The sequence below is a fragment of the Edaphosphingomonas haloaromaticamans genome (assembly GCF_001853345.1).
GTDB lineage: Bacteria > Pseudomonadota > Alphaproteobacteria > Sphingomonadales > Sphingomonadaceae > Sphingomonas_E > Sphingomonas_E fennica.
Window position 1 is genome coordinate 1,107,578 of record NZ_MIPT01000001.1, and the last position, 19,858, is coordinate 1,127,435.

Below are 19,858 nucleotides of genomic sequence, written 5' to 3' on the forward strand. Positions count from 1 at the left end.
GCCGGCGCCCGGATGGGATCATAAGGGGAGGGGGAAAATGAACATGCCGAAGATCATGACGGGCGCCATGCTGATCGGCTGCGCGCTGGCGGTCGCCATGCCCGCGGCGGCGCGGGACGACGGCAAGGATGGCGCCGGCCATTCGTCCCGGAAGGGCAAGGCGCAGGCGGGGCCGGCCAAGGCCGAGGACGTCACCGCCGGCAGCACCGTGCGCGACAAGGATGGCGAGGTGATCGGCACGATCGAAAGTGTGGAGGCGGCGGGCGCGGTGCTGGCGACGAGCGCGGGCAAGACGCGGGTGCCGCTGGCCGCTTTCGGCAAGAATGAAGACGGGCTGCTGCTGAACCTCGCCAAGGCGGATCTCGAAGCGCGGATCGCCAAAGCCGTCGCCGAGGCCGTCGCCGAGGCCAATCCGGGGGATTGAAGCCCCGCGGCCGGTGCCGTCCGCCGCCCGGCATATCGTTTTCACGCGGGGCCGGCCGGCCTCCGGATCGAATGGCCGCAAGCCTTTGCGATGCCGTCCCATCGCGAAACGTCGCCACCGCCTTTACCTTCTCGCCCCGCCCGTGCCATGGGACGGAAGCGGGGGCGTATCCGCGCATAGTGGGGAGCAGGCGGGGCAGGCATGGGCGGAATCGTCCAGTTCGATAATGTCGGTCTGCGCTATGGCACGGGCGCGGAAACCCTGTCGGACATCAGCTTCACCCTGGCGGCGGGCGCCTTCTACGTGCTGACCGGCCCGTCGGGGGCGGGCAAGACGTCGCTGCTCAAGCTGCTCTACCTCGCCCAGCGGCCGAGCCGGGGGCTGATCCAGCTTTTCGGCGAAGATATCGTCACCATGCCGCGCAGCCGCCTGCCGGGCTTCCGCCGCCGCATCGGCGTGGTGTTCCAGGATTTCCGGCTGGTCCCCTATCTTTCTGCTTATGACAATGTGGCGCTGCCGCTGCGCGTGGCCGGCGTCTCCGAACGCGAGCTGGACGAGCCGGTGCGCGAGATGCTGGCCTGGGTGGGCCTCGCCAACCGCGCCGCCGCCCGGCCGGCGACGCTTTCGGGCGGCGAGCAGCAGCGCGTCGCCATCGCCCGCGCGGTGATCGGCCGGCCGGAGGTGCTGGTGGCGGACGAGCCCACCGGCAATGTCGATCCCGAAATGGCGGGGCGGCTGATCCATCTTTTCGATGCACTCAACAAGCTGGGCACCACGATCGTCGTCGCCACGCACGACGCGCATCTTATCAACCGCATCGGCCATGCGCGGATGATGCGGCTCGATCGCGGGCGGCTGGAAGATCCCACCGGCGCGCTTCGCCATCCGCCGACGCGTCCGGCATGAGGAGGCGGCCGTGAAGCTACCCGCCTTCATCGCCGGCCAGGGGCGGCTGCTGCCCGATGCGCGGCTGGCGGGGCCGATGCCCTGGGTGATCGCGATCATGATGTTCCTGATGGTGCTGGCGGCGGCCGGCGGCCTCGCCATGGCGGGGGCCGCGCGGGCCATGGGCGGCGACCTGGTCGGTCGCATCACCGTGCAGATCGTGGAAGCGAACGCCGACCTGCGCGAAGCACAGGCCGGCCGGGCGATGGCGGTGCTCGTCCGTCACCCCGCCATCGCGTCCGTCCACCGCGTGACCGACGCAGAGATGCAGGCGCTGTTGGCGCCGTGGCTGGGCAAGGAAACCTTGTCTGGCGACCTGCCGGTGCCGGTGCTGATCGATGCCACGTTGAAGCCGGGCCGCCATGCCGGAGGGATCGCGGCCGCCATCGCCCCCGTCGCCCCGGCGGCGCGGGTGGACGATCATGCCCGCGCGCTGGCGCCGCTGGCCGGCGTGATCGGCACGCTCAAATGGCTGGCCGGGGTGCTGGTGCTGCTGATGGCCGGGGCCACCGCCGCCGTGGTGGTGCTGACGGCGCGCGGCGCGCTCAACAACCACCGCCCGACCATCGACGTGATGCATCTTCTGGGCGCGACGGACGTCCAGATCGCGCGCCTTTTCCAGCGCCGCATCGCCATCGACGCGCTGGCGGGCGGGTTGCTCGGCCTGGCCGCCGCTGTCGCCGTGCTCGCCCTGCTGGGGACGCGGCTGGCGGCGCTCGGTTCGGAACTGGTGGGGGCCTTCGCGCTTTCTCCGATGCATTGGGCATTGCTGGCCGCGTTGCCGCTGGCGGGCATGGTGATGGCGATGCTCGCCGCCCGCTGGACGGTCGTGGCGGCATTGAGGCGGATGTTATGAAGGGGCGGCGGCCATGATCTCGCGCATCGTCGCCGGCGCGCTGCTCCTCTGGATGCTGGGCTTCGCCTGGTTCGCCATCGCGATGCCCGGCCCGGCGGACGATCGCACGACCGACGCGATCGTCGTGCTGACCGGCGGGCCGGGCCGCATCCAGCGCGGGCTGCACCTGCTCGAACGCAACAAGGCGAAACGGATGCTGGTATCGGGCGCCGACCGCCGTGTGCGCCCGGCCGAGTTCGCGGAGGCCTATGGCGCACCGCTAAAGCTGGTCGATTGCTGCGTCGATCTGGGCAATGAGGCGGTCGATACCCGATCCAACGCCGACGAGACGGTGGAATGGGTGACGCGCCACCATTATCGCTCGGTCCGGCTCGTCACCACCGACTGGCATATGCGCCGCGCCCGTTTCGAGCTGTCGCGCGTGCTGGGCGGCAATGTGCTGCTGCTGGCCGATGCGGTGCCGAGCGAGCCGGGCCTCGGCGTCCTCTTCACCGAATATCATAAATATCTGCTGCGCCGGGTGGCGGCGCCGCTGGGAATATGAAGCCGATGGCGTTTCTCCGTTCGTTGCTGTTCGCACTGGTCTTCTATCCCGGATCGGTCGTGGCCGTGCTGGTCGCCTTTCCGGTGGCGCTGGCCGGCCCGGCGGCGTTGCGCCGCCATGCGGTGGGATGGACGCGCTTCCACAGCTGGTGCGCGCGCAACCTGCTCGGCATCCGCAGCCGGATCGAGGGGCCGGTGCCCGAGGGCTGCGTGCTGATCGCCGCCAAGCACCAGTCGATGTATGAGACGCTGGAACTGCTCCGCGTCCTTCACGAACCCGCCGTGGTGCTGAAGCGCGAGCTGGCGGACATGCCCGGCTGGGGCACGATCGCGCGGCGTTACGGCGCCATCCCGGTGGATCGCACCGGATCGGCGGCGGCGCTCCGCCGGATGCTGGTCGCGGGCAGGGCGGCGATCGCCGAAGGGCGGTCGATCCTGATCTTCCCGGAAGGGACGCGCGTTCCGCCGGGCCAGCAGCCGCCGCTGCGGGCGGGATTCGCCGGCCTCTACAAGTCGCTGAGCCTGCCGGTCGCGGCGGTCGCGATCGACAGCGGCAGGCTCTATCCCCGGCACGGCTTCGTGCGCCATGCCGGCATCGTCACCTTCCGGTTCGCCGATCTGCTTCCGCCAGGGCTGCCCCGCACCGAGATAGAGACGGCGGTGCACCAACGGATCAATGCGCTCGATACGCTCGCCGAAGGAGGATGATGCGGTGCTCTACCTTGTCGGTCTGCTGTTCCTGCTCATCGCCGTCATGCTCGGCTGGGAGGTCAACCGGCGCCTGAGCCAGCAGGAAAATCGCCACGACGCGACGCCCGAGGCGATCGAGGAATTTGACGAGGCGATGGACCGGATCGAGGAACGGGACGAGCGGAAAGGACGGTAGGCCCCGCGCCCGGCCGAAAAGAAAGCCCGCCCGGATCGCTCCGGACGGGCCAGCATTCTTCAGGAAATTCAGCCCGCGTGGGCGAGCGCCGCCAGCAGCAGCAGTGCTACGATGTTGGTGATCTTGATCATCGGGTTCACCGCCGGGCCGGCGGTGTCCTTATAGGGATCGCCCACCGTGTCGCCGGTCACGGCCGCCTTGTGGGCGTCGCTGCCCTTGCCGCCATGATGGCCGTCCTCGATATATTTCTTGGCATTGTCCCACGCGCCGCCGCCCGACGTCATCGAGATGGCGACGAACAGGCCGGACACGATCACGCCGAGCAGCAGCGCGCCCAGCGCCGCGAAGCCGTTGGCCTCGCCCGCCACCGCGCGGATGGCGAAGAACACGACGATCGGCGCCAGCACCGGCAGCAGCGAGGGGATGATCATCTCCTTGATCGCGGCCTTGGTGACGAGGTCGACCGTGCGGGCATAATTCGGCCGGCTGGTGCCCGCCATGATCCCCGGATTGTCGCGGAACTGGGCGCGGACTTCCTCTACCACCGATCCGGCGGCGCGGCCCACGGCGGTCATGCCGAAGGCGCCGAACAGATAGGGCAGCAGCGCCCCCAGCAGCAGCCCGACGATGACGTAGGGATTGCCGAGCGAGAAGTTGACGTTCAGTTCCGGGAAGAAGATGCCGAGATCGGTGGTGTAGGCACCGAACAGCACCAGCGCCGCCAGCCCCGCCGAACCGATGGCATAGCCCTTGGTCACGGCCTTGGTCGTGTTGCCCACCGCGTCGAGCGCGTCGGTCTTGACCCGGACGCTATCGTCCAGCCCCGCCATTTCGGCGATGCCGCCGGCATTGTCCGTTACCGGGCCGTAGGCGTCGAGGGCCACGACCATGCCGGCCAGCGCCAGCATGGCGGTGGCGCCGAAGGCGAGGCCGACGATGCCGGCGAGCTGATAGGCCAGCACCACCGCGACGACGATCACCAGCGTCGGCAGCGCGGTCGCCTCCAGGCTGATCGCCAGGCCCTGGATCACATTGGTGCCGTGGCCGGTTTCCGATGCGCGGGCGATCGATCGCACCGGGCGGAAGTTGGTGCCCGTATAATATTCGGTGATCCACACGATCGCGCCGGTCACGGCAAGGCCCGTCAGCATGCACCAGAACAGGTCCAGCGCCGTGAAGACGATCGGGCTGCCGCTGAAATCGTTGATCGTGAAGGTGGCCGCCATGCCGCCATAGCCGGCGAGCGCCCAGTTGGTGACGAACCAGAAGGCCGGCACCGCCAGGATCGCCGATGTCCAGAAGCCCTTGTAGAGCGCGCCCATGATCGACTGGCTCTTGCCCAGCCGCACCATGTAGGTGCCGATGATCGAGGTGATGATGCACACGCCGCCGATCGCCAGCGGCAACGACATCAGCGCGCCCAACTCGGCGGGCGCCGCGGTGATGAGCAGGGCGATCGAAACCATCGTCACGCCGAGCGTCACGACATAGGTTTCGAACAGGTCGGCCGCCATGCCGGCGCAGTCGCCGACATTGTCGCCCACATTGTCCGCGATCACGGCGGGGTTGCGGGGATCGTCCTCGGGGATGCCGGCCTCGACCTTGCCGACGAGGTCAGCGCCGACGTCCGCCGCCTTGGTGAAGATGCCGCCGCCGAGGCGCGCGAAGATGGAGATCAGAGAGGCGCCGAAGGCCAACGCCACCAGCGCGTCGATCACCACGCGCTTCTGTTCGGGGATGTCGAGCGACATGCCGCCCGGCCCGGTCAGATACCAGAAGAAGATCGCGATCGCGAGCAGGCCCAGCCCCGCCACGAGCATACCGGTGACGGCGCCCGCGCGGAAGGCGAGGGTGAGCCCGCCCTGCAGGCTGCCGCGCGCGGCTTCCGCGGTGCGGACATTGGCGCGAACCGAGATGTTCATGCCGATATAGCCGGTGACGCCGGAAAGCACGGCGCCGATGACGAAACCGACCGCCGATATGCGCCCCAGGAAATACAGGACCAGCGCCGCCACCACGACGCCGACGATGGCGATGGTGCGATATTGCCGCCCCAGATAGGCCTGCGCGCCTTCCTGGATGGCGGCAGCGATATCCTGCATCTTCTCATTGCCGGGCGATGCGGCGAGAACCTGTCGACTGGTAAGCAAACCGTATAATATGGCGATGACGCCGCAGGCTATGGCCAGATAGACGATAGGCATCCGATCTCCTTCCCCTGTTGGGGCGCGAAGGTTCGGGCCGGCGTTCTCGTGCGTTCGTGCCGCCCCTTCACGCTGGACGGGCAGAATAGGGGGGGAATCGACTTTGGCAATCCCGTGACGGACAAGGAAAAACGGCTGTCCGCATCATGTCGCCAATTCGAATTATTGGCTGTTCGGCAATGCTCGGAAGGTGCCGGCGCAACAGATCGATATGGCGGCTGGCGGGATGCGGCCCGATCGACGGTGCACCCCGCCTCCCCCTTCAGTTCAGCAGCTTGAAGCGGATCGCGGTGCCGCCGCCCGGCGCGAGGTTGAAGGTCAGCACGTCCTTGCTGGTCACGATCCTGCGTTCGGTGACGAGCGCGGTCGGATTGGTGCGGTAATCGGCATCCGGCCCGTCGCGATAGATCTGCGCCTCGTAACGCTTGCCGGGGGTGAGGAATGTCAGCGGCTGGCCGAGGGTGCGGGCTTCCTCGTCGGTCAGCGCGCCGAGGAACCAGTCCTTGCCGCCGCGCGGCTGGCGGGCGACGACGATATAGTCGCCGATCTCGCCCGCGAGCGTCCTGGACGTCTCCCAGTCGGTCGGCACGTCGCGGATGAACTGGAAGGCATCGGGCCGCGCCTCGTAATTCTCCGGCAGGTCGGCTGCCATCTGCACGGGGCTGTATAGCACCACATAGAGGGCAAGCTGGGTGGCCAGCGTGGACTGGACCCGCTCGGTCACCTCCGCCTTGCCGTGGGTGATGTCAAAGATGCCAGGCGTATAATCCATCGGCCCCGCGAGCATGCGGGTGAAGGGCAGGATCACCGTATGCTCGGGCGGATTGGTCGGCGTGCCCCAGGCGTTGAATTCCTGCCCGCGCGCGCCTTCGCGGCTGATCATGTTGGGCCAGGTGCGGCGCAGCCCGGTATCCTTCACCGGTTCGTGAGCGTCGATCGCAATCCGGTGCGCGGCCGCGACCTCCACGGCATGCAGGTGATGGCGAACCATATATTGGCCGGCGAACCACTGCTTGCCGCCATTCTCGTCCAGGATGTCGCCGCTATGCTTCACATAGCCGGTCTTGACGACCGAGACGCCGACATCCTGATAGAGCTTCATCGCGTCCTCAAGCTGGGCCGCGTAATTCACCACCGCCCCGCCGGTTTCATGATGGCCGATCAGCTCGACCCCCTTGGCCTTGCCATAAGCGGTGATCGCCCGGATATCGAAATCGGGATAGGGCTCGGTGAAGCTGAACTGGTCGCCATGCTCGGTCCATTCGCCGTCCCAGCCCTTGTTCCAGCCTTCCACCAGCACCCCGCCGAAACCATATTTGGCGGCGAAATCCATGTAGCGTTCGACATTGGCGGTGTTGGCGCCATGCGTGGGGCCGCTGCCCCATGTCGTCTTCTTGAGGTGCATCTCCCACCATACGCCGACATATTTGGTCGGCTTGAACCAGGATATGTCGGCGATGCGGCTGGGCTCGTTCAGGTTGAGCTCGATCCGGCTGTCCGCCAGCGCCCCGGCGCTCTCCCCGATCAGGACGGTGCGCCAGGGGGTGGTGAAGGGGCCGGTCTTGCGGGCCAGCACGCCATCCGGCCAGGGCATCGGCCGCGCGCTGAGCGTGCCCGCGCCGTCGCCGGCCAGCAGCATGCTCGGGAAATCGACCAGGGCGGCTTCGTGGAAGGAAAGGTAAAGGCCGTTCTCGCCCTTCATCGTCAGCGGCGTTTCGGCCAGCGTGATGCGGCGGGCGTCGGTCTGCGTGTAGAGATATTCGTCGCGCTCCTGCCCCAGCGCCTCATACCACCAGGCCTGATAGGCGCCGACCGTGCGGAACTGGCTATGGTCGGCGGTGACGGACACGGCCTGGCCAGCGGGTATCGCGCCATAATCGTAGCGGAAGCCGATGCCGTCATCGAACAGGCGGAAGGTGACGCCGACGCTGCTGTTGAGCGGGGTATCGCCGGTAAGCGTCACGGCCAGCTCGTTATGATTGTCGCGGATCAGCCGCTGTTCGCCCCAGGGCTGTTCCCACTGGGTGTCCACCGCGGCGCGGCGCGCATTGCCGAGCGCGGTGTAGCGCGCCCGCGGTTCGCCGGCGAAGCCGAGGCCGAGCGTGGAAGGGGCCAGCACCGGCACACCGCGCCGGCTGACCTGGTAGAAGGCCTGGCCCTGATCCACGAACACGCACAGCTCGATCACCTTGCCAGGCGACTGCGCGCATTCGCGGTTGGCCGCCTGTGCTGCGACAGGCAGGCCGAGCGCGGCGATAAGGGCAAGCGGACGGAGGATCATCAGGGCGGATCTCTTTCGTGGGGAGGAAAAGGGGAAGGTTCGGCCGGGCATCATGGCGATCGGGCGAGCGCGGCCAGCAACTGCTGCTTCAGGGCGGCGCGCTGGCCAGGGCGCATCGGGCCAAGGGGGCCGCGCAGATCGGGCGGGATATGCGCGACGGCATCGTCCTCCGCGCGGAAGACATGGGCGTCGAACATCGCGCGCCAATAGGCCCGCTCGCTGTCGGGCAGCTCCTTGATGGCAAGCAGCGCCGCCTGGAAGATGTCGTTGGGATTCTCGATCCCGGCGGGCGCGCCGCCCCACCAATAGTTCACCATCGCATTATAGGGATCGAGCGAGGTGACGTGGTGCCACCAGTAACGGGGCAGGAACAGCGCGTCGCCGGGATCAAGCCGGGCGACGCGGGCGGCCGCCATCGCCGCGCGGAAACGCGGGAAGCGATCGAGGTCCGGCGCCTCGGGATCGACCAGCGACAAGGGCGGCGGCCGATCGGGTGGGCCGATATAGAGATTGCCGACCTGATCGGGCGGAAAGAGCAGGAAGCGCCGCCGCCCGGCGATGACGCAGGCCAGGTTATGGTCGCGGTCATTATGGGTCTGTGACCGGACGGGGCCGCCGATCCACAGCAGGGGCATCACCCCCGGCAGCAGCGGCATCGGGTTGGCCGCTGCGAAATCTGGCAGATGGCTGGCGAGCGGCAGCATCTGGATCGCCACGAACGGCGCATTGGGCTGGCCGATCAGGCGTTCCATCCGGTCCAGCGTCTCGCCGATCCGGGCCTGGCGCCTGGTGAAGCTGAATTCGCGCATGTCCGGCCCGTAGCCGAACCGTCCGCCGCCGCGCGCCGGGGCCTCCATCACCGGGCCGGGCGCGCCGCGATCCATGGCCTTGAGATAGGCGTTGAGCTGTTGCGGCGATCGCCGGCCGATCGCCGCCGCCGGCCAGGCATCGACGAGGCCCTTGACGACAACGGGCGTTTCCGCCGCGACCAGTGCCGCGATATCCGCCGGGCGCGCGATCGCCGCCACCTCGGGCAGGGCATCGATATCGAATATCGCCGCCATGGGATCGAGGCGCGCCGCTTCAGCCACGGGAAGCCCCGCCGATGCCGTCCAGATACTGATCGTGCGTGGGCTGGCGCATCACCTGATCGCGCACGAAGCCCAGCATCCGCCGGAAATGTTCCTTCACCATATCGGCCGGCACGGTATCGACCGCCGGGATATAGCTTTCCGGCACGGTGCCATGGCCGACGAACAGGGCGCGCCAGCTATCGGGGGAGAAGCTTTCATCCTCGCGCGGCGCGACGAGGCCGCGCGCGCGGAAGGTGGCGATGTCCTGCGCGAGCTCGGCCGGCAGCACCGCTTCGCGCGCCGTCGTCCAGAAAGGGGCGTCTCCATAGCGGTTGAGCGCATAATGAGCGGACTGGAAATCGCGCAGCCGGCAGAGGCCCGATCGCATGATCCGGTTATATTCCGCGCGCTCGGCCGCATGATCGGTTCCGGCGGGGAAAAAGGACAGCAGGTGCACCAGCCCGAGCTGGGCGGCGTGCAGATCGACGCCATGGACCGGATCGAAGGTGCAGGCGGCCGCCCCGATCGCCACGCAATTGCCGGCCCACGCGCTTTCGCGGCGTCCGGGCTCCGGCGATCGTATCGCGATGTCGGCGATCGGCATGCCCGCCGCGCGGGCGGCCGCCACCGCCGCTTCCTCGTCGCTGGCGGAAGCGCTGGCATAGGCATGGACGACATGGGTCGCGGCCTGGGTCGGATGGAGTGCCGTCCAGCCGCCTTCGGACGCGCGCACCTCGGCATAGATGGGGATCGAGGCGAAGCGCGGGCCGGTGGCGGCGAGAACCCGGTCGACGGGGAAGTGATCGCGCCAGCTTTCCACGCGCACGCCGAGCGCGCGGCCGATCAGCCGGGCGTCGGCGGTGGCGTCGATGAACAATTGGCCCTCGATGCGCCGGCCGCCTTCCAGCTCCACCGCCTTGATCGTGCCTCTGTCGGGATCGAGGGCGATGCCGAGCGCGCTGGTCTCGTGCGCCCGCACGCCATCGCGGATCGCCAGCATCTTCAGGCTGCGGGCATAAGCGAGGGCGGGCAGGTGATAGCCATAGTCCGCGCGGCCGTAACGATCGGTCTCATCATCCGGGATCATCAGCCGGCCATGGCGGGCGGCCGATGCGGTGAGCGAGAAATCGTCCAGCGGCACCCCCAGGCCGAGCCGCCGGGCCTTCAGCCAGTAAGCGAAGAATTCGCGATCCTCGATCGGCGCGCCGCACGAGCCATAGGCGTGCAGGAAGGCGGTCGCCGCGCCGCTGGTATCGGTGAAGTTCTGGCCGAGCGAGAAGGCGCCGCCCGTGCTACGCAACAGCGCCTTCTCGTCGATGCGGAGCTGCGCGTGCAGCGCCTCCAGCGGCGGCAGGGTGGCGTGGACGTCGGCGGGGCGGAGCGTGGCCGGCAGCTCGACCGCCTCGACCGCCAGCCCCGCCGGTCGCAACGCATTGCGCAGGACGGCCGCCGCCAGCCACAGCGTCGTGTCGCTGCCGACGATGACGACCGTCTCGATCGGCGCGCTCATGCCGCGCTCTCCATCGGCGGGGCAGGGGGCGACGCGGTGCAGTAGCCGGCGATGAAATCCTCCTGCGCCGTCATCAGCCCGGCATTGGCGGCGATGCGGCTCCTGAGGTCGCGCATCCGCCTTTCCAGCTCTTCCAGGGGAAGATGATCGGCCAGCCGGTTATAGGCGCGGGGCCGCAGCCCCTGGCCGAACAGCACGGAAAGCCAGCTGTCGCGGGAAAAGAGGCCGTAAGTGTAATCGGGCGCGGCGGCGCTGGCCTCGAACAGCTCGATCTTGTGGGTCAGGCTGTCGGGCAGCCGCATGGCGCGGACATGATCCCACAGCGGCTCGCCCTCGCGGCTGTTGGCGGCATAATGCAGCACCAGGAAATCGCGCACCCGATCATATTGGATCTCGAACAGGCGATTGAATTCGGCGATCAGCCGCGGGTCCATGCGATTGCCGAAGCCGGGCGTGGGCATCAGGCTGGCGAGATCGATCACCGCCGCCTGGATCAGGAAGATGCTGGTCGATTCCAGCGGTTCCAGGAAGCCGCCGGCCAGGCCGATGCCGATGCAGTTGCGTTCCCAGGCAAGCGCGCGGCGGCCGGCGGCGAAGCGGAGCAGGTGGGGCTCGGCCAGCGGCTCGCCCTCGATCGCGGCGAGCAGGGTTTCGCGGGCCTGATCCTCGTCGCAGTAACGGCTGGAGAAGACATAGCCGTTGCCCACCCGATGCTGGAGCGGGATGCGCCACGTCCAGCCCGCCCGCTGCGCGGTGGCGCGGGTATAGGGGGTGAGCGCGGTCGTCCGCCGGCACGGCACGGCGAGCGCGCGGTCGCAGGGCAGCCACTCGCTCCAGTCCTGCCATGCGACGCCCATGACCCCGCCGAGCAGCAGCGACCGGAAGCCGCTGCAATCGACGAAGATGTCGCCCGCCAGCGTCGCGCCCGATTTCAGGCGCAGCGTCTCGACATGGCCGGATATGGCGTTGTGACCGACATCGATCACCTGCCCCTCGATCCGGCGCACGCCCCGCGCCGTCGCCCAGCGGCGCAGGAAGGCCGCATAGAGGCCGGCGTCGAAATGATAGGCATAGGCATAGGTGGAGCGGATCGAGTTGCGATCGCCATCGGGGAATTCGAAGGCATCGGCGCGCGCGGCGGCGACGGCGAAGGAATAATCCTGGATCGGGCCGGGATCGAAGCCGGCTTGCGCCGCCCGCACCCAATGATGCTGGAAATCGACGCCCACCCAGGGCTCGCCGAAGGCGCCGAAGGGGTGGATGTAGCGATCGCCCGGCCGGTCCCAGCCGACGAATTCGATGCCGAGCTTGAAGGTGCCCTGGGTTTCGCGCAGGAACTCCGCCTCGTCGATCCCGAGCATGTCGTTGAAGGTCTTGATGTGGGGGAGCGTCGCTTCGCCCACGCCCACCGTCCCGATCTCGTCGGATTCGATCAGGGTGATGTCATAGTCGGTCGCGGGCAGGAGCCGGGCAAGGCCGGCCGCGCACATCCAGCCGGCGGAACCCCCGCCGACGATGACGATCCTCAACCGGGATCTTGCCACCGCTTCATTTGCCTGCATGTGCCGCCCCCGATGTTCGGACCGGAAAAATCGGCGTCGCCGCGGGAGACCTGCGGCGACGCCAGTGGGGATCAGAGCTTGAAGCGGGCGCCGAACTGGAAGCGCCGGTCGACGCGGTTCCAGCCGGCATCGCGATAGACCGCCTTCGCACTCGGCGTGACGATCGAGTCGCCGAAGATCTGCTGCTGATAGACCGTCTTGGTATCGAGCAGGTTGGAGGCTTCGACCGAAAGCTCGATGAACTGGTTCACCGAGAAGCGGATGGATCCGTCGAGGAAACCGGCCGACTTCTGGAACACCGGCAGGCCGATGCAGCAATCGAGGTTGTTGGTCAGGAAGCGCGACCGCCAGTTATAGGCGAGACGGAAGCCGACCGGACCCTTTTCATACAGCCCCACCACGTTGAACGAGTGCGTGGAGATGCCCGCCAGGCGATGGGAGTCGATCACCGCGCCGCGGTTGCCGGTCACGTCCAGGCCCGCGCCGAATCCGCCGGTGCCGCCGGCATCGAGCGCGCCCTGGGTCACGAGGTTCGAGTTGTTGATGCCCGACTGGTGGACATAGGTGTAGTTGGCCTGCATGCCGAGGCCGCTCAGCAGGCCGGGCAGGAAATCGAAGAAGGTCTGGTAGGCCGCTTCGACGCCGTAAAGCTCGCCGCCGCCCTTCTGGTTGCGGGGACCGCGCATCAGCACGGTCTGCTTCGATCCGGCGTCGTTGGTGAATTCGCGGCCGAATTCGCCATAGGAGAAGCTGCCATGCAGCTTCTTGTAGAAGGCGCCGACGCTGAGCGCGCTGTTATTGCCCATATAGCGTTCATAGGTGAGGTCGAACTGGTCGGCCCGCACCGGCTTGAGCGCCGCATAGCCCGATTCCGCCCGGAACAGGAAGTTGTAGCCCTTCACATTCTCCGGCGTGTGCGGCGCGTCGGGCGAGGTGTAGACCACATAAGGCGAATCCGGCGCCGTATCGATGACCGGCGTCTGGATCGAAACATAGTTCCGAAGCAGGCCGAAATCGGGGCGCGATATCGCCCGCGACGCCGCGAAGCGGATGAACTGCTTGTCGTCCAGGCCGAAGCGCACGTTCAGGCTGGGCAGGGCGTGCGTATAGGAGGTCTTGAACGTGTTGGGCAGGTTAGACGCATCGGCGAAGGCCAGGATGTCGTCGGTCAGGTAGCAGGCCGGATTCACCACCGAGTTCGGCCCGAGCGGATCGCCGCACGGCGATTCCAGCAATCGGGTGAGATCGGTATTGGTGGGGAAGCCCACCGAACCGGTGCTGGTGATTTCCGTGTGGACCACGCGGACGCCGACATTGCCCTGGACGGTGACGTCGTTGAAGATCGTCTTATCGTCCCCGCCGAACCGCATCATGATGTAGCCGGCGGTGGTCTTTTCCTTCACGTGCATCACTTCCTGCGGCAGGAAGCAGCTATTCTCCGGCAGCCCCGGCCGGTCGCAGATCGGCACCCAGCCCGGCGGGAGGGGCGAATTCGTGGCCGGGCCGCTCACGGCCTCCGGCAGCCCCTGGCGATCCTGCAACGTCTTGCGGTTCATGAAGACGAGGTTGGTGTTGGGGAAGACGTTGCCGTTGTAGAAATCCTTGCCGAGGCCGACCGACTCCCAGATGCCCGATCCATAGCCCTGGAAATCCGGGCGGCCGTTGGCGCAGGCGGTGGGGTAGGGGGCGGGCGACGTGTTGTCGATGTTGAAGCCCGGGCCGTTGCAATTGTAATAAGGGGCCGCGATCGGCGTCCAGTTGAAGGTGGAATAGCGCACCGTCTGGCTGCGATCGGCATAGCGGACGCCGACCTTCAGCGAGTTGATCCAGCTATTGTCGTCGAATTCATATTCGACGTCGCCGCGCAGCGCGGTTTCCTTGGCGTTATTGTCCTCCAGATGGGCCTGGATGAACGGCATCCAGTAATTATGCGGGTTGGCGAGGCCGCCTTCGGCATAATTGACGTTGGAGCCGGGCAGCAGGTTGACCTGCGGCGTGCCATCCTTGTTCACGCTATATTGCATGTTCGCCATCGATCCGGTGGCGACGAGGATGTCGTAATTGTCGGTCGAGGCGGTGATGCGCTGGACGTCGAAGCTGGCGTGCAGCCGGTCCGTCGGGTCCCATTTGACGTTGAAGGAGAAATCCTTCGTGTTTTCCTTATGGTCGAAATTGCGCGCCTCATTTTCCAGATAGAGGCCCTGGCGCTGGGTTTCGCAATTCGATCCGGCGCCGCAATAATTGACGAAGGGAAGGCCGGGAACCGCGGAGCCGCGATTGATATTGTCCTCGGTGCTGCCGCCCCAGTCGCCGGTGCCGCCGGTCAGCGTGCCGGAGGTGAGCATGCCGTCCGCGCCGAAGATCAGGCTGCCGGTGCCGGGCGCCGGACCCAGGTTGCTGCTCGCGCGCGGGCGGAAGGCGGACGATCCGTAATAGCCGCCTTCGAATTTCGTATGCGCGGCGCGTTCCAGCCAGGCGTTGTGATATTTCGACTGGGTATATTGCGCGGTGGCACGGAAATTGCCGGTCGGATTCTCATATTGCGCCGCAAGCGCCACGCCGTGGCGGGTGCGATCATAATCGACCTGCGAGAAGCGGACGCCATCGGGAATGAAGGCCCAGTTGTTTCCGCCGAAGGGATTGGCCGTGCAGACGACATTGCCGTCCGGCCCGATTATGCCGGTCTCGCCATCGGGGGCGAGCGCACCGGCCGAGCAATAGGTGTCGATCTTGTCCATGATGACGCTTTCGGTGCGCGTCACCACGTGCGAGCGGGCGTAATTGGCCATCAGGCCGAAGCGGCCGGCGTCGGTTTCCTTCGAATAGCTGACGATGCCCGAATATTCGGTGGTCCATTTGTCGGACCGGTCGCCATAATTCCCCTTCAGGTTGCCCGAGACTAGCAGGCCGTCCTGATCGAAGGGCAGGCGGGTGCGGAGGTTGACCGTGCCGGCGATGCCGCCTTCGATCATCTCGGCCGTCTGGTTCTTATAGACGTCGACGCCGGCCATCAGTTCGGGCGAGACGTCGTTGAAGTTCAGCCCGCGCGAGGCATCGGCGGAGAAGCTGTCGCGGCCGTTGAACTCGGTGCGGACCTGCGGCAGGCCGCGCACGAGGACGCTGGTCGGCTCGCCCGAGGGGTGCGTGCTGTCGTCGCTCGACTGCAGGCGGGAGACGGTGATGCCGGGAACGCGCTGGAGCGCCTCGGACACCGACTTGTCCGGGAAGGCGCCGATGTCGGTCGCGGTGATCGAATCGACGACGGTGTCGGCGTTCTTCTTGATGTTCTGCGCGCTGGCGAGGGCGCCGCGCACGCCGACGACGACGATGTCGCTCGGATTTTCCCTGTCCGCGGCTTCCGCGGGCGCGGCATTGGCGGCCTCGGCCGCGGTGATCGCGACGTTGGCGGCGGTGATCTGATCCTCGGCGAACGCCTGCGTCGCTGTGCCGAAGCCGACCAGCGCAAGCACCGTCAGCGATGCGCCGCCTCTCAGAATGGCGCCGCAGGCGCGATTCGAACGCACGTCCCTCATGCTAAACTCCCCTTTTCCCCATCATGCCGTGTCCCCTCGCGGGGCGCGGCGTTGTTCACGCAATCGAAGCCGGGGCGCTGCCGCCCCGCTTTGTCATGCGGGATTCGCGTCGAAAGCCGGTTCCGGCCTGCTGGGCCGTCCCGGATGCTTCCCGATCAATTGGTGGTGGCCGGACCTGGCGCCCGGAGCGGCGATGCCTGGCCCCGGCCCGCGTGAGGCGCATGTCATGCGCGATTCCATCGGTCCCCCTCCTCTCCGGCCGGGGCGATCCATGCCGCCGCCGTGCCATCTCCTCGAATCGAATCGGCGCGCAAAGCCGCGTCGATGCTTCGATTTGCGCAACTTTGCGTAAGTTTGCGGAGAGTGCAAGAACTATTTGGCCGGTGGAAAATGACGATATGTGACCATATGGCGATATTAAATTACGGATTTTGACGGGATAATGCCGGATACTGGGCTGCCGGCGCTGGATGACGTTGTTTGTCGGGAGAGAAAAATTGCCGGGCTCTTGTCCTGTCAGTGCAAAATTTGCATAAACGGTTGCGCGGGAGGCGGCGGTTCAGCCGTGCTGGCTCGCGGGGCGCGGTATGGCGAGCGCGCACAGGGCCGCCAGCATGAGGCAGCCGGCGGCCAGCGCGATCGCGAATATCGCCTGTCCGCCGAAGCCGTGGCCGACCAGCGGGCCGAGCACGGTGGCGGCGACCAATTGGGGCAGGACGAGGAACATGTTGTGAATGCCCATATAGACGCCGGTCTTGTGCACGGGCACCGCATCGGCAAGCAGCGCATAGGGGATGGAGAGGATCGACGCCCAGGCGCAGCCGATGCCGATGATGGGTATCCACAGCAGACGCGGATCGTCGATCAGCAGGAAACCCGCCAGCCCGAGCGCGCCGAGGGCGAGGCAGGTCGCGTGGGTGATCCGCTTGCCGATGCGCGCGCCGATGCGGGGCAGGGCCAGCGCCATGACGGCCGCGACGCCATTATAACCCGCGAACAGCACGCCCACCCAGTCGGCGCCGGCATTATAGGCGGCGGAGCCCGGATCGGTGGTGCCGTAGTGGCGCGCGGCCACGGCCGGGATGGTGTAGATCCACATGGCGAACAGGCCGAACCAGGTGAAGAATTGCACGATGGCGAGGCGCCGCAGCACATCGGGCATGTGGAGGATGTCCTCCACGATCTCCAGCATGCCGAGTGCGCTATGGCCGCGCCGTCGCCGCCACACGGTGGCGAGCTGGGCGAGGCCGAACGCCACGGCGATGGCCGCCACGACATAGACTTCCCGTTCGTAGCGCACCCAGGCCGCGACCAGCGCGACGGCGGCGCCCCCCGTCATCCAGAATATGCCGCCCCGGATCAGCGAGGCGGCGCCCTCCGCGCTCGGCACGGTGTGCGGCGGCGGCCCCCACGCATCGGCGGCAAGGCTGGCCGGCGGGCGTTCCGGCGTGGTGAACACGGTCCACGCCACGGCGGCGAGAACGAAGGCACCGCCGATATAGAAAGCCAGCCGCACCGATTGCGCCAGCATGTGCGGCTCGCCCCGGCTGCTCATGCCGAACCAGTGGGTGAGTATCCATGGCAGGGCGCAGGCGAAGACCGCCCCGGCGCCGATGAAGAACACCTGCATCGCGAAGCCCTGGGCGCGCTGCTCCTCCGGCAGGGTATCCGCCACGAGCGCGCGGAACGGCTCCATCGCGATGTTGACCGAGGCGGTCAGCACCCACAGCATCACGCTGGCCGCCCAGAGCGTCGGCGCGTTGGGCATGGCGAACAGCGCGATCGCCGTCAGGATCGCGCCGCCGAGCAGATAGGGCCGCCGCCGGCCGAGCGGGGTCCAGGTGCGGTCGCTCAGATAGCCGATGATCGGCTGCACCAGCAGCCCGGTGATCGGCGCCGCGATCCACAGGATCGCCAACTCGTCCACGTCGGCACCCAGCGTCTGGAAGATGCGGCTGGTGTTGGCGTTCTGGAGCCCCCACACGATCTGCACGCCGAACAGGCCGCAGCACATGTTCCATATCTGCATGAAGGAAAGGCGCGGCCGGATCACCGTGCAGCGGCCGGCATGTCTGTCCATCGCTTGCAAAGGCCCCCCTTTGATGCGCTAAGGTGCTCGCATTCGCCCCACGTTCAGCTTGAGCGCAATGACCAGCAGTAGCAACAGCAATACCACGCTGCAGGATCTGGCGCAGCTTGCCGGGGTATCGATATCCACGGTGTCGCGTGCGCTCAACGATCATCCGCTGATCAGCACGCGCACCAAGCAGCGCATCTGGGCGCTGGCGCGCGAGCATGATTATCCCTTCCGCCCCTATATGCCGGCCGGGCCGATCGGCGCGGAAGGATCGATCGCGATCGTGACGCCGCACATGCGCGGCCGGCCGCTGCCCTTGTCGCACCCCTTCTTCCTCGAGCTTCTCGCCAGCATCGGCGAGGCGGCGCGCGCGCGGGATTGCGATTTCACCGTCAGCCACACCGCGCCGGCCAGCTATGAGGATCTCGTCTCAGCCGTCACCACCAGCCGGGCCAGCGGGGTGATCTTCCTCGGCCAGGCGATGCTGCACGATGCGCTCAATCGCCTGGTCGATACCAATGCGCGCTTCGTGGTCTGGGGCGCGCAGATGCCGGGGCAGCGTTATTGCTCGATCGGGTCGGACAATCTGCTGGGCGGCCGCCGGGCGACCGGCCATCTCGCCCGGCTGGGGCGCAAGCGGATCATGTTCCTGGGCGGCGCCGATCCCGAGGCGGTGCAGCGGCGGCGCGGCTATATGGAAGGATTGAAGGAAGCCGGGCTGGAGGCGGACCCCAAGCTGGACGTGCCGGTGGATTTCGAGCTGGAATCGGCGGAGGCCGCCGTCAGCCGTCTGCTCAGGCGCAACGTGGCCTTCGACGGCATCGTCGCATCGAGCGACCTGATCGCGCTGGGGGCGATCCGCGCGCTGCGTCGCGCCGGTCTCGCCGTGCCGCGCGACGTTTCGGTCGTGGGCTATGACGATATGCTGCTCAGCCGGCTCAGCACGCCCGCGCTGACGACCATCCGCCAGGATACCTATGATGCCGGCCGCCAGCTGGTCTCGCGCATCCTCGATCCGGTTCCGGACAATCTTCCCGGCCGGTTGCAGACCGACCTTATCGTCCGCGAATCCTGCGGGGCGTAAGGGGGGCGTCAGGCCGCGCGCGCCGCCTCGGCGGCGATGCGGACTTGCCCGGCATCGGGCGTGACGCCGGTATAGAGCACGAACTGCTCCAGCGCCTGGAGGACGGCCACTTCGGCGCCGGTGATGCGCCGCTTGCCCAGCCCTTGCGCCAGCGCGAGGAAGCGGGTTTCCACGGGGAAGGCGACGACATCGAAGGCGATATCGGCGGCGGCGACCATCGCTTCGGGAAAGGGCAGGGCATCCTCGTCGCCGCCGGCCATGCCGATCGGGGTGACGTTGATGAGGAGCGGCGGGGTATCCGCGATGTCGGGAAGGTCGGCCGCCCAGTCATAGCCATATGTGGCCGCCAGCGCCGGCCCGGCATCCGCGTTGCGGGCGACGATCAGGCCGCGTTCGACACCCTCGTCGCGCAGCGCGGCGGCGACCGCCTTGGCCATGCCGCCGCTGCCGCGCAGGATGAAGCGGGTGTCGCGGCCGATGCCGGCCTGGGCGAGGAGGGCGCGAACCGCGCTGTAATCGGTGTTGTAGCCGGTGAGCCGGCCGTCATCGTTCACGATCGTGTTCACGCTGTCGATCGCGCGGGCCGACCCCTCGAGCCCGTCGAGCAGCGGGATGACGGCTTCCTTGAAGGGCATGGAGATGGCGCAGCCACGGATGCCGAGCGCCCTGATGCCGCCGATCGCGCCGGGAAGATCCTTCGTCGAGAAGGACTTGTAGACATAATCCAGGCCGAGCTGATCGTAGAGGCTGTTGTGGAAGCGCGATCCGAAATTGCTGGGCCGGGCGGAGAGCGACATGCACAGGCGCGTGTCGCGGCCGATGGGCGGGCGGGCGGGGTGGCGAAGGGCGGACATGGAGCGTTCCTAGCCCGGCCGGGCCG

The 19,858-nt window shown here is 67.5% G+C and carries 15 protein-coding genes; 7 read left to right on the forward strand and 8 right to left on the reverse strand.

Annotated elements, in window-relative coordinates:
- Positions 1 to 37: 37 nt before the first annotated feature.
- The 6 genes from BHE75_RS05220 to BHE75_RS24375 all read left to right on the forward strand — a co-directional run bounded on the left by BHE75_RS05220 (position 38) and on the right by BHE75_RS24375 (position 3,654).
- On the forward strand, positions 38 to 424 hold the full coding sequence (locus tag BHE75_RS05220; RefSeq protein WP_070932883.1) for a hypothetical protein: 387 nt from the start codon (positions 38 to 40) through the stop codon (positions 422 to 424).
- Positions 425 to 625: 201 nt separating this feature from the next.
- Entirely contained in the window at positions 626 to 1,330 is a 705-nt protein-coding gene (ftsE, locus tag BHE75_RS05225; protein ID WP_070932885.1) for a cell division ATP-binding protein FtsE, read from the forward strand.
- A gap of 10 nt (positions 1,331 to 1,340) precedes the next feature.
- Positions 1,341 to 2,225: a cell division protein FtsX gene (locus BHE75_RS05230; RefSeq protein WP_070932887.1), complete on the forward strand. Its 885-nt coding sequence runs from the start codon at positions 1,341 to 1,343 to the stop codon at positions 2,223 to 2,225.
- A 13-nt stretch (positions 2,226 to 2,238) separates the two neighbouring features.
- The gene (locus tag BHE75_RS05235) at positions 2,239 to 2,769 is read left to right on the forward strand and encodes a YdcF family protein (RefSeq protein ID WP_015459609.1); all 531 of its coding nucleotides are present in this window, start codon (positions 2,239 to 2,241) and stop codon (positions 2,767 to 2,769) included.
- A gap of 5 nt (positions 2,770 to 2,774) precedes the next feature.
- Complete coding sequence (locus BHE75_RS05240; RefSeq protein ID WP_070935516.1) at positions 2,775 to 3,476, forward strand: lysophospholipid acyltransferase family protein; 702 nt, start codon at positions 2,775 to 2,777, stop codon at positions 3,474 to 3,476.
- A gap of 4 nt (positions 3,477 to 3,480) precedes the next feature.
- Positions 3,481 to 3,654 carry a hypothetical protein gene (locus BHE75_RS24375; RefSeq protein ID WP_191225149.1) on the forward strand — a complete coding sequence of 58 codons (174 nt, stop codon included), beginning with the start codon at positions 3,481 to 3,483 and terminating at the stop codon, positions 3,652 to 3,654.
- A 68-nt stretch (positions 3,655 to 3,722) separates the two neighbouring features.
- On the opposite strand, the gene BHE75_RS05250 is transcribed toward BHE75_RS24375, so the two are convergent.
- From BHE75_RS05250 to BHE75_RS05280, 7 genes are all read right to left on the reverse strand, one after another.
- Positions 3,723 to 5,858 (reverse strand): sodium-translocating pyrophosphatase, encoded by a 2,136-nt coding sequence (locus BHE75_RS05250; RefSeq protein WP_015459612.1) that lies wholly within the window; start codon positions 5,856 to 5,858, stop codon positions 3,723 to 3,725.
- A 262-nt stretch (positions 5,859 to 6,120) separates the two neighbouring features.
- Positions 6,121 to 8,139, reverse strand: a complete 2,019-nt coding sequence (locus BHE75_RS05255; protein WP_070932891.1) for a glycoside hydrolase family 97 protein — start codon at positions 8,137 to 8,139, stop codon at positions 6,121 to 6,123.
- A 50-nt stretch (positions 8,140 to 8,189) separates the two neighbouring features.
- Positions 8,190 to 9,230: a cupin-like domain-containing protein gene (locus BHE75_RS05260; RefSeq protein ID WP_202192012.1), complete on the reverse strand. Its 1,041-nt coding sequence runs from the start codon at positions 9,228 to 9,230 to the stop codon at positions 8,190 to 8,192.
- Positions 9,223 to 10,722, reverse strand: a complete 1,500-nt coding sequence (locus BHE75_RS05265; protein ID WP_070932893.1) for a tryptophan 7-halogenase — start codon at positions 10,720 to 10,722, stop codon at positions 9,223 to 9,225. The genes BHE75_RS05260 and BHE75_RS05265 overlap by 8 nt, the downstream gene beginning before the upstream one ends.
- On the reverse strand, positions 10,719 to 12,284 hold the full coding sequence (locus BHE75_RS05270) for a tryptophan halogenase family protein (RefSeq protein ID WP_070932895.1): 1,566 nt from the start codon (positions 12,282 to 12,284) through the stop codon (positions 10,719 to 10,721). The genes BHE75_RS05265 and BHE75_RS05270 overlap by 4 nt, the downstream gene beginning before the upstream one ends.
- Positions 12,285 to 12,355: 71 nt before the next feature.
- Positions 12,356 to 15,817 carry a TonB-dependent receptor gene (locus BHE75_RS05275; protein ID WP_070932897.1) on the reverse strand — a complete coding sequence of 1,154 codons (3,462 nt, stop codon included), beginning with the start codon at positions 15,815 to 15,817 and terminating at the stop codon, positions 12,356 to 12,358.
- A 559-nt stretch (positions 15,818 to 16,376) separates the two neighbouring features.
- Positions 16,377 to 17,897 carry an MFS transporter gene (locus tag BHE75_RS05280; RefSeq protein WP_041864944.1) on the reverse strand — a complete coding sequence of 507 codons (1,521 nt, stop codon included), beginning with the start codon at positions 17,895 to 17,897 and terminating at the stop codon, positions 16,377 to 16,379.
- A gap of 67 nt (positions 17,898 to 17,964) precedes the next feature.
- On the opposite strand from BHE75_RS05280, the gene BHE75_RS05285 reads away from it, so the two are divergent.
- Positions 17,965 to 18,978: a LacI family DNA-binding transcriptional regulator gene (locus tag BHE75_RS05285; RefSeq protein WP_070932899.1), complete on the forward strand. Its 1,014-nt coding sequence runs from the start codon at positions 17,965 to 17,967 to the stop codon at positions 18,976 to 18,978.
- An 8-nt stretch (positions 18,979 to 18,986) separates the two neighbouring features.
- Here BHE75_RS05285 and BHE75_RS05290 read toward each other — a convergent pair whose 3' ends face one another.
- Positions 18,987 to 19,832 carry a shikimate 5-dehydrogenase gene (locus BHE75_RS05290; RefSeq protein WP_070932901.1) on the reverse strand — a complete coding sequence of 282 codons (846 nt, stop codon included), beginning with the start codon at positions 19,830 to 19,832 and terminating at the stop codon, positions 18,987 to 18,989.
- Positions 19,833 to 19,858 lie beyond the last annotated feature (26 nt).

Excerpts from the sequence above, each read along its gene's own strand:
- BHE75_RS05280 (WP_041864944.1), bottom strand. The coding sequence starts at position 17,897 with ATGGACAGACATGCCGGCCGCTGCACGGTGATCCGGCCGCGCCTTTCC.
- BHE75_RS05240 (WP_070935516.1), top strand. The coding sequence starts at position 2,775 with ATGGCGTTTCTCCGTTCGTTGCTGTTCGCACTGGTCTTCTATCCCGGA.
- BHE75_RS05270 (WP_070932895.1), bottom strand. The coding sequence starts at position 12,284 with ATGCAGGCAAATGAAGCGGTGGCAAGATCCCGGTTGAGGATCGTCATC.
- BHE75_RS05285 (WP_070932899.1), top strand. The coding sequence starts at position 17,965 with ATGACCAGCAGTAGCAACAGCAATACCACGCTGCAGGATCTGGCGCAG.
- BHE75_RS05275 (WP_070932897.1), bottom strand. The coding sequence starts at position 15,817 with ATGAGGGACGTGCGTTCGAATCGCGCCTGCGGCGCCATTCTGAGAGGC.
- BHE75_RS05220 (WP_070932883.1), top strand. The coding sequence starts at position 38 with ATGAACATGCCGAAGATCATGACGGGCGCCATGCTGATCGGCTGCGCG.
- BHE75_RS05265 (WP_070932893.1), bottom strand. The coding sequence starts at position 10,722 with ATGAGCGCGCCGATCGAGACGGTCGTCATCGTCGGCAGCGACACGACG.
- ftsE (WP_070932885.1), top strand. The coding sequence starts at position 626 with ATGGGCGGAATCGTCCAGTTCGATAATGTCGGTCTGCGCTATGGCACG.
- BHE75_RS05235 (WP_015459609.1), top strand. The coding sequence starts at position 2,239 with ATGATCTCGCGCATCGTCGCCGGCGCGCTGCTCCTCTGGATGCTGGGC.
- BHE75_RS05250 (WP_015459612.1), bottom strand. The coding sequence starts at position 5,858 with ATGCCTATCGTCTATCTGGCCATAGCCTGCGGCGTCATCGCCATATTA.
- BHE75_RS05255 (WP_070932891.1), bottom strand. The coding sequence starts at position 8,139 with ATGATCCTCCGTCCGCTTGCCCTTATCGCCGCGCTCGGCCTGCCTGTC.
- BHE75_RS05290 (WP_070932901.1), bottom strand. The coding sequence starts at position 19,832 with ATGTCCGCCCTTCGCCACCCCGCCCGCCCGCCCATCGGCCGCGACACG.